Below are 9824 nucleotides of genomic sequence, written 5' to 3' on the forward strand. Positions count from 1 at the left end.
CACCATGACCACGCGCTTGACGCCGGCCACCTTGGCCGGAATGGCGTTCATGAGCACGGTGGAGGGATACTGCGCACGGCCGCCCGGCACATAGATGCCGGCCGCGGCAAGCGGGGTCACCTTAACGCCGAGCATCGTGCCGTCCGGGCGCGTGGTAAACCAGCTCTGCTCGACCTCGCGCTGGTGGAACTCGCGAATCTGGCGCGCGGCCTTCTCGAGCGCGGCGACAAAGGCCGGGTCGAGGCCCTCGAGCGCAGCATCGATCTGCTCCTGCGGAAGGCGGAAGCTCTGCAGCTCAACACCGTCAAAACGCTGGCAGTAATCGCGCACCGCGGCATCGCCGTTGGTGCGCACGTTGGCTACGATATCGCGCGCAGCGTCGACGATGTTTTGCGGCAGCACGCCCTTGCGGTTGAGCTGGTTGGTAACGAGGCGCTCACCGGGAGCAAGCTTGATGGTCTTCATATCGGTATCCCCTATCGGTTGAGGTTGCGTTTGAGAAACGTGAGACCGGGCAGCAGTGCCAATCGGCCCGCGGCCCGGACATGGGGGCGCCCGTGCGCGCTCGCGCTATTGTGCCGAGCCCGCGACGGGCTCAAAATGCTTGTCCTTCACGGCGGCCGCCAGGCGATCGGCCAGGTTGCGCACGCGCGGATCCAGGCGCGCGGCACCCGGGTTGACGAAGAAGCGGGCCGTGCAATCCATGATGCGGCCGGTGATGACCAGGTCGTTGTCGCGCAACGTGGCGCCCGTGGCGGTAATGTCCACGATGCGGTCGGTCATGCCGACGATGGGGCCCAGCTCAATATTGCCGTGCAGCGAAACGATGTCGGCATTCACGCCGCGCTCGGCATACCAGGCGCTCGCGATGCGCGGGTACTTGGTGGCCACGCGCAGCGACCCGCGGCGGGCATAGTTGCGCTCAGCCTGGCCGGCGCGCCATGCGGGCTCCGCCTCAATAAAGGTGCACAGGCCGTAGCCCAGATCGACCAGCTGCAGCAGGTTGAGGTCTGCCTCGATGAGCGAGTCCCAGCCGCAGATGCCGCAGTCGGCACCGCCGCAGCCCACAAAGGCCGGCGCGTCGCTGGGGCGCACGATGACAAACTCGATATCGCCGACCGCGCCCTTGCCGGCGCGCGTGTCTCGACCGCGCACAATCAGGTGGCGGCCGGGATCGCGCAGCTCAGAGACATCCAAGCCCGCAGCCTCGAGCACGTCGAGCGTGTCGGCCTTGAGCGAGCCCTTGGGCACGGCGATGCGCAGCGGGCCCTCGGCGCCACGGCCCACGGCATGGTCGCCATCGGAGGCAGCGTCCTCGGCCGAGGTGCGCGCGGCCTCCAGGCGCTCGAGCGAAAAGGCGAAGCCCGCCGCCGGCACCTCGATGCCGTCGCCAAACGCGCCGGTAAAGATGGAGTCGTAGCGACCGCCCGAGCCCACCGGATCGGGCAGGCCACCCGCGTAGGCCTTAAAGACCAGGCCGGTGTAGTAATCGAAGGAATTCATGATGGAGAAGTCGAAGGACAGCACCTGGGCGTCCTCGGGAGCCAAGCCCTCAACCAGAGCACGCAGCTCACGCGTGAGCGGTGCGACGATACCGGCAGCCGCCAACAGCGCATCCACGCGGTCGAGCACCTCGGCGCCGCCATGCAGGCGCGGCAGCTCGCTAATGGCAGCCTTAACGGCCTCGGACTCGGCGCTCTCCGCCACGCGGGCGTCGAGGCCCACAAAGTCGTTGGCGTGCACGCAACGCAGCGCCTCGGCAGCCAGCTCGCGATCCTCACATGCCGCGAGCAGCTCCTTAAACGGGCGCACACTACCTGCGATAATGCGCGCATCGGGCAATGCGAGCTTACGCACGGCCTCGGCGACCAGCGAGACAATCTCGACATCGCCTGCGGTATCGCCCGCGCCGATGAGCTCAAAGCCCAGCTGCGTAAACTGGCGCGAACCGCCGGCATTGCGCTGGCACTCGCGGACCACCGGTGCCTCGTAGCGCAGCCGCAGGGGCAGGTCGGCCGCACGCATGCGGGTCGAAACCAGGCGCACGATGGGCAGCGTGTTGTCGGGACGGACCACCAGCAGGCGGCCGTCGTCGTCAAAGAGCTTGAACGGCGTATCCGCGATGCGGCCGCCCTCCTCGAGCGAACCCTTGTCCTCGAGCAGCGGCGTTTCGACCGGAAGGTAATGATGCTCCCTGAAGCAGCCCTTCACCGTCAGCGCAATCTCCTCGCGCGCCTGAGCCTCCTCGGGCAATATGTCCCGGAATCCCCACGGTGTGGCCGTCATCTGGTGAGCCTCCTCATGCTGTGCTTCGTATAGAACAGAAGACCGGCATAGCTCCGCCGGTCTTCTGGGTACTTTAGCATACTAGAGTGCTTGCGGGGAGAATCGTCCCTCTCGGCTCACAGCGTATTCATTTGGAAACACAGGGAAAGCACGTCCCACCTTCTAGCCGAAAACTGGGATGCGCTTTCCGCTTGAGCCCTCAACCGGAAAGCGCATCCCGTTCTGGACTGCAATTCCGGGACGCGCTTTCCGCCGGAGACCTTAACGGAATATGTCATCCCCAAAACAAAGAAAGCCCCAGGTCGCCAAAAGCCGTAAGCCTTTGCCAACTTGGGGCATTACGAGTCGCCGCCGTACAGGCAACGACGACCCTTACTCCTTCTGCTATCAACCGATATAGACAACTCGGCTTGTCCGGTTACGGCAGGATGTGGAATCCAAGTGTTTCGATATCACGCGCGAAACCCTTAACGGTGTCGAGTGAGTACTCCATGAGGTCCTTACCGACGTTCTTGCGTTTGGCCAGAATGCCGTTGGGAACGGTAATGATTTGGCACCCCACGGACTCGGCCTGGTAGATATTCAGAAGCTCGCGAGTAGACGCCCACAGCACCTCACACAGTGGCTTTGCCGCAGCCTTTTTGACGGATTCGGCCATCAACGGCAGCGGGTCGACACCAGTGTCGGCAATACGGCCGGCGAAAATCGAAATAATAGACGGAGTCTCAGCAGAAACAGCGTCAACAAATTCATCGACCTGCTTGGAAGTAAAAATCGTCGTGACGTTTACCTTGATGCCGTCGGCAGAAAGGCGCTTAACGAGCGCCGCCGTCGACTCGCCCTTGGTGTTGAGTGCGGGAATCTTGACATAGACGTTGTCGGCCCAAGTCGCAATCTCACGAGCCTCGGCCTCCATGCCCACTTCATCGTCCGCAAAGACCTCGAAGGAAACCGAAACATCGGTAATGTGCTCGAGCACGGTCTTAGCAAACTCGCGGTAATCAGTCACACCGCCCGCCTTCATAAGCGAGGGATTAGTCGTAAAGCCCTGAACGTTACCGTTCTCGGCCATGTCGAGCATGCCCTCGAGGTTGGCACCGTCGGCAAATACCTTGATTGCCATAATGTACTCCTTACATACATGATGATGTAGAAATGTACGGACTGAATTGTTTGTCAAAAGCGTGGCGCGTCAGAGTCGGAACGGCAAGCCCCTTAATCGAGTTCGATCTCGAGGTGGTAGAGGTCAGCGCGGTAGAACGACTCCACATACTCACGGGGCATATTCTGCTGATCATGAGAAACCCTCGTAATGTTAAGCAGCGGAGCACCGGCGCTGATGCCCAAAAGCTCGGCCTGCTCGTCGGTAGCAACGCAAGCTCCAATCTTTTGGCTCACACGGCTCCAGCGAATATCGCACGAGTTATTGAGATAAGAGCGAAGCGATTCCTTGGAAAAGTCGCGCTCCGCAATATGCGGAACATAACCGTCTTCGTAATAAATCGTCTCCAAATAGAATGAGCGATCGCCCGACACGCGCACGCGGCGAAGGCAAAAGGCCTTTGAGCCCTCGGCCAAGCCCAGCTCGTGGGCAACGTGCTGAGGCATGGTTACAACGCCAGACTCAATCAAACGTTTTTGAGGCACTGCAAACTCGTCCACATTCTTTTTGATATAGCTCGAGACACGCTTGGGCGAGCTAAGCGGCACGTTGGCAATAACCTCGGATCCGCGGCCGCGCTTCTTCTCAATCAAACCATTATTAGAAAGCAGTTCCATCGCTTTGCGCGCCGTTGCACGCGAAACGTCATAGCGCTTCATAAGATCGCTTTCGGAGGGAATGTAGTCGCCAATCTTGTAGGCACCGCTCGTAATTCCCTGGAACAGGATATCGTACAGCTGAGAATACAGCTGCTCTTTGCCGCTAAAATCGAGCTCAGACGTATTGGCCATCATCCCTCCCCTATCTGGACCAGTTCTCTAAATCCTTGATATCAGGTACTGTCTTTTAGTAAATGTTAACTGAAAATAACAAAAGACACACATCGATAACGCTGTCCGCGCATATTTCATTCCAGCCGAGCATACTTCATCAGCTCACCATTGCTTTGGGGCATTCCTTATGCAAAGAATGCCCCAGGCTACCTCTAGCGCGTGCCGAAAAGCTTGCGCGGGCTGGCACTCGCGCCGATACGATCGGCACCAGCGCCCGACATAAGCGCAAGATCTTCTTTCGTGCGCACGCCGCCCGATGCCTTGACCTTTACCCGGCCGCCCAACTCTTGAGCAAACAGATAGACATCCTCGACCTGGGCGCCAGCCGTGCCAAAGCCCGTTGACGTCTTAATAAAGTCTGCACCGGCAGCCTCGACGGCATGACAGATTGGCCTTTTGGTTTCCTGCGCCAGATAGCACGTTTCGACAATGACCTTGAGCGTCGCATTGGGCACGGCCTCGCGCACAGCTCGAATATCGTCCTCGATCGCCTGGTAATCGCGGGCCTTGACCATTCCCTGATCAATCACCATGTCGATTTCTGAGGCACCGTTGGCGTAGGCATCGGCCGCTTCGGCGGCTTTCGCAGAGCTCGTCATATAGCCAAGCGGGAAAGCGACGACCGTGGTAAGCGCAAGATCGGGATAGACCTTGTGGGCACGGGCGATATACGAAGGCGGGATGCATGCGCTGGCACAACCGTACTCGAATGCCTCGGCACAAATGGCATCAATCTGATCCCAGGTCGCCGTCGGCTTAAGCAATGTATAGTCGATGCGCGAGCAGAGGTTCTCATCAGTAAGCTCTGCCCCAGCCTTGGCGGCGATGGTGGCAACCGACGAAGGATCGTCCAGATACTCATCAACCTTGGCCAAAAAGCCCGGATAGTCAACAGTATCGACATTGGTCACATCAAGCTCAATGGTATGACCCAGTTCAAACGTATCATAGCCGCGGTTCTTGATACGGTCGACAAGGATATCCAGATCGACCAGATCGTCGCCCTTGCTACGATCCTCGAGCACATCGCCCTTGTGATAATGCGTCACAATGTGCGCAAGATGACGCGTCGGCTTAAGATCGCGAGCACGATAGCGCTTGCTGATCATAACGGGATCGGCGACAAGACGAATCGTGAGCACACGGTAGCCGTTCTTGTCTGCCAGCTCGGCGAGCCTGTCGTGCTGCTTGGCAGAGAACGGATAATCGCACATGATCTGCGGACCATCCGCCATGGCGACATCGAGGCGACGGAACCACTCCTGAAGAGCGCTCGCATCAACCTGTGCCTTTTCCTCGGCATTGTTAAAGCCGTACGTATCCCAATACTCTTCCTTAACGTCATCAAGCGAGACGCTCAAAAAGCTCTCGGATGTATGGCGAGCCTTGATGCGATCTGCTAAATCGGTTTTGCCCGTAGCCGGAGGCCCGGCAAGCAAAATCAGCGTCTTTTCCATGCTAGGAGACCCTTCCTACTACCCGATTATTTGCCACGAAGCTGGTCTTTGGAGATAGCAAGCATCTCGGTAACCTTGTCCATGTAATACTTGATAGCCTCATCGTCTTTCGCTTCGGCGGCAGCCGCACGCTTCTTGTTGTACAGCTTGACCAGTGCCGCAGACGCCTTGCCCATCGTGCGATTGACTTCCAGGCTTTGCTCGTATGCCTCGACGGCCTCGTCGACCATGTTGGCATCGGCATAAAGCTTGCCAATCTCGTTTAGAACGTTTGCGACAGCGACGCCCTCCTTGCCCTCGAGCTCAGAATGCTTTGTTTTAACGGCGTCGAGCACGGCATCTCGATCGAGAACGGGTGCGGTCTCGGCTGCAGCGGAGGCCACCTTCTCCTTTTTCTTGCCAAATCCAAACAAACCCATTGGAAACCTCCACTAGCAGTAATAAACGAAAGGGGTTGTTCCCCTGCCGGGGACCAGGCACGGGAACAACCCCCTTAAAGAAAGACTTGGACCTTCGTCAGGCGCTTCAAGAATCCTTATGCGATACCAAAGACACCGAGGATGGACTTGATGGCCATGAAGAAGAAGCCGGTGACGACGGTGTCGACGTCGGTGCAGGTCATGTTCACGAAGCCAATCTGAGCGAGCATCGGGGACAGGAGCGCAGGCAGGATCATGATGAAGATACCGTGGAAGATGCAGCCGATGATGGCGCCGCGACGACCGTCGATGGCGTTACCGAAGATACCAGCAGTGCCGCCGGCGAAGAAGTTGGACATAACGCCGGGGATGACGAGGGTGCCCATGAAGCCGGTGATAGCCATGCCGATCAGCGAGCCAAGCGTGGTGAACACAAAGCCGAAGATAACGGCATTAGGGGCATAGGTGAACAGAACAGGGCAGTCCAGAGCGGGGCGTGCATCGGGAACGAGCTTCATCGAGATGCCCTGGAAGGCAGGGACGAGCTCGGCGAGCAGCAGGCGGACGCCGGCGAGCAGGACGTACAGACCAACGACGAACTGCATGGCCTGGAGGAAAGCGTAGACCATGTAGTTGGTGGCGCCGCAGTAGTCAGCAGCAGCAGCGGGGCCAGCGAAAGCAGCGACGACCAGGTAGAAAACGATCATGACCAGGCCGACTGCAGCGTAAGTATCCTGGAGGAAGGACAGGGACTGCGGAATCTCGAGGTCCTCGGTGGACTTGGACTCCTTGCCGCCGGCGAGCTTCTTGGTGATGCTCGCGACAAGAGCGGTGAACATATAGCCAAAGGTGCAGAAGTGACCCAGGGCTATGTCATCGGACTCGGTGATCTTGCGGACAACGGGCTGAGCGAAGGCAGGCATGAGGGTAGCGAAGGCACCACCGACGATGGAGCTCACGACGATCAGGGGGATACCGCGCATGCCGCAGAAGAAGGCGAACACGACGCAGAGCGTGGACTCCCATAGAAGGGCCTGGCCAGTCAGGAACACATACTTAAACTTGGTGAAACGAGCGAGGATGATGTTCACCACGAAGATGCCAGCGAGGCAGATGGCGATCTCGGAACCAAGGCCGAGGTCGGTCATTGCCTGACCGTTAATGCCCTCGATGGAAGCGACGACGGCGGTCATGCCATTGAAGCCGAAGGCAGAGTTGAACATATCACCAAAGTAGGCAAGAGAGCCCTGCATGACGCTTGAGCCAGCGGCCAGAACAAGGAAGCCGAGCATCGTCTTAAACGTGCCGAGCAGCACGTCGTTGACTGACTTCTTCTGAAGCACAAGGCCCAGGCAGGCGACGAGACCGATAACAACAGCGGCCTGCGTCAGGATGTTATTGATAATAAACTCAAGAACAGCCATGTTGTACACCCCTTTTTTCATGTACATTTCTATCAATCTAGGCGAAAAGACCCTTACTCTAGGACGCCCATCTCCTTGAGCACCGGAGTCAACTTCTCCTCGATTTCCTTCTTATCGACAAGACGCTTAAGGAACACGCAGGGAAGACCGGTGTTGTAGCTCTCGATCTGCGTCTTGAAGTTTTCGGCAGCAACAATCATGTCAAAGCCCTTGGAGGCACCCGCGGCGCTGGAAACACTGTCGTGGTCCATCTTGCACTGAACCCCGAGCTTCTTCATAACCTGCTCAATAGCCATCTGGCAGGCAAAGCTGCTTCCAAGACCATTGCCGCAGCAGCACAAAATCTTGACCATGTTCATTTCCTTTCCTTTTGGGGCACGCGCCCCACCTCGGGTTAATTGCGAGCGAATACATGGACTTGCCCGCACCAAGCGGCACTGTTTTACGCCGCCGCACCCATAAATTCCTGATAAATCTCGTCGGCGTCATCTGAAGCGACGATTTGCGCAATCTTGTCTTCATCCATAAAGATGCCGGCAAGTACCTGCATGGCCTCGATATGAGAATTAGAATCCTCGGCCGCAAGTGCGACCAGGAGACGAACATCAAAGCTGTCTTCCGAGAACTTAACGGGCTTCTTCAGGACCGTCACGGCAAGTTGACCTTTAATGCAGCCGTCTTCGGGGCGACCGTGAATCAGCGCGACGTCTTCGGTGAGCACGTAGTAGGGACCCATCTCGTTTGTGGCGCGGATGATCTCATCCGCATAGCGATCCTCGACGTAACCGCCCTCACTGAGCGGGGCGATCGCAAGTTTGATCGCGTCCTGCCAGGAATCGACAGAATCGGCAAGGCGAACGTTTTCGCGCTTGAGCATCTCCGTAATCTGCATCGGTGCGCCTCGTCCCTAAGCGACGATATTCTTGAACAGGCTGATGCGGTGCTCGACAACCTCTTCGACGGCCTTCTGAGCAGGCATAACCATGTTACGGTTGGAGGCGTTCTCCTTGAGCTCGTCATAGCACTGCTTGGAGGTCTTGTTCCAGTTGACGAGCAGATCGGTGCCAACATTGAACTTGCGGATACCCAGGTCGATGACGTGACGGACGTCCTCATCCTTAACACCGGTGCCGCCGTGGATAACCAGGGGGAAACCATTCACGGCATCGCGGATCTTCTCGAGCTGATCGAAGGAGATGTTGGTCTTGGACTTGTACTGACCATGGTTGGTACCGATAGCGACGGCGAGCGCGTCGATGCCAGTCTTCTCGATAAACTCAACAGCCTGCTCGGGGTCGGTGTAGCGCACATCGGCATCGGCCACGGCGACGCCGTCCTCGGTACCGCCAACGGTGCCGAGCTCGGCCTCGACAGAAGCGCCATGAGCCTGAGCCATCTCGACGATGCGCTTGGTGCCAAGGATGTTCTCCTTGAAGGGAAGCGCGGAACCGTCGAACATCACCGAGCTGTAACCAGCTTCGAGAGCCTTGCGGATCTCGTCGAAGTTCTTGGCGTGATCAAGGTGAAGAACGACGTTCACGCCGTACTCCTCGGCCATGGACTCGCACACGGCAACCAGGTTGCGATGACCAACGTAGCTAGCGGTGCCCTCGGAGGTCTGGATAATCACGGGGGTGTGCAGGCGAGCTGCGACGCGGATGATCGACGGGCACATCTCGAGGTTGTGAGTGTTGAAAGCGCCAACGGCCATGTTGAGCTGGTTGGCCTCTGCCAGGACTTCACGCAGGGTTACGTACATAGTGTTTGCCTCCTGTTGTCTCCACTGGATGTATCAAGTGGCGACCGCACAGGGGGTGCCGGTCGCCGTCCTTGATCGACAACAAGGTTATCACAAACGTCCGTATATTCGGTTATACGAATGATATTTCGTTTGAATTGTCCTCTGCAGACCGTTCGCCGGCCAATTTCGACCGTTTGCCCGCAACCAAATAGGGCGCCCGCAACCTATGCGGGTGCCCTTGTCTGGTCAGACGCCTCGAAATAAGACGACATGTCCGTTTTAGATAAACGAGCGTTGATGGCGATGGAATTCTGCCATGATCTTGCGCCGAGCTTATTCATTGAAGCCTCTGGCGGAAAGTCCAGCCCAGAATAGACGCTCAGAATGGGACAGACTTTCCGCTTGAAGTCCCAGCCGGAAAGCCTATCCCGGAATGAGCCTCCAGAGTGGGACACACTTTCCGCATGAGACCGGGACTGCGGACAAAAAGTTGGACCGTCAA

10 protein-coding genes are annotated in these 9824 nt (G+C 58.0%); all 10 read right to left on the reverse strand.

What is annotated here, in order from left to right; all coding sequences use genetic code 11:
• On the reverse strand, window positions 1–465 hold a 465-nt coding region (locus tag SFLMC1_RS00375), incomplete at its 3' end, for a histidinol dehydrogenase (protein ID WP_187323786.1).
• Window positions 466–570: 105 nt separating this feature from the next.
• Window positions 571–2286 carry an ATP phosphoribosyltransferase gene (gene hisG, locus SFLMC1_RS00380; protein ID WP_152075017.1) on the reverse strand — a complete coding sequence of 572 codons (1716 nt, stop codon included), beginning with the start codon at window positions 2284–2286 and terminating at the stop codon, window positions 571–573.
• 418 nt (window positions 2287–2704) lie between these two features.
• Complete coding sequence (locus SFLMC1_RS00385) at window positions 2705–3409, reverse strand: transaldolase (RefSeq protein ID WP_152075018.1); 705 nt, start codon at window positions 3407–3409, stop codon at window positions 2705–2707.
• A 92-nt stretch (window positions 3410–3501) separates the two neighbouring features.
• Window positions 3502–4239, reverse strand: coding sequence for a GntR family transcriptional regulator (locus tag SFLMC1_RS00390; RefSeq protein WP_152075019.1), 738 nt, complete (start codon window positions 4237–4239; stop codon window positions 3502–3504).
• A gap of 194 nt (window positions 4240–4433) precedes the next feature.
• Window positions 4434–5738, reverse strand: a complete 1305-nt coding sequence (gene deoC, locus SFLMC1_RS00395) for a deoxyribose-phosphate aldolase (protein ID WP_222837987.1) — start codon at window positions 5736–5738, stop codon at window positions 4434–4436.
• A gap of 26 nt (window positions 5739–5764) precedes the next feature.
• A complete protein-coding gene (locus SFLMC1_RS00400) occupies window positions 5765–6157 on the reverse strand; it encodes a tetratricopeptide repeat protein (protein WP_152075020.1) in 393 nt (130 codons plus the stop codon).
• Between the two features lie 116 nt (window positions 6158–6273).
• Window positions 6274–7581 carry a PTS ascorbate transporter subunit IIC gene (locus SFLMC1_RS00405; protein ID WP_152075021.1) on the reverse strand — a complete coding sequence of 436 codons (1308 nt, stop codon included), beginning with the start codon at window positions 7579–7581 and terminating at the stop codon, window positions 6274–6276.
• 53 nt (window positions 7582–7634) lie between these two features.
• On the reverse strand, window positions 7635–7934 hold the full coding sequence (locus SFLMC1_RS00410; protein ID WP_117734930.1) for a PTS sugar transporter subunit IIB: 300 nt from the start codon (window positions 7932–7934) through the stop codon (window positions 7635–7637).
• An 89-nt stretch (window positions 7935–8023) separates the two neighbouring features.
• Window positions 8024–8473 carry a PTS sugar transporter subunit IIA gene (locus SFLMC1_RS00415; protein ID WP_152075022.1) on the reverse strand — a complete coding sequence of 150 codons (450 nt, stop codon included), beginning with the start codon at window positions 8471–8473 and terminating at the stop codon, window positions 8024–8026.
• Window positions 8474–8488: 15 nt separating this feature from the next.
• Window positions 8489–9340, reverse strand: a complete 852-nt coding sequence (locus SFLMC1_RS00420; protein WP_152075023.1) for a ketose-bisphosphate aldolase — start codon at window positions 9338–9340, stop codon at window positions 8489–8491.
• Window positions 9341–9824: the final 484 nt, after the last annotated feature.

Origin of the sequence: Collinsella aerofaciens (assembly GCF_901212495.1) — a bacterium.
Classification (GTDB): domain Bacteria; phylum Actinomycetota; class Coriobacteriia; order Coriobacteriales; family Coriobacteriaceae; genus Collinsella; species Collinsella aerofaciens_H.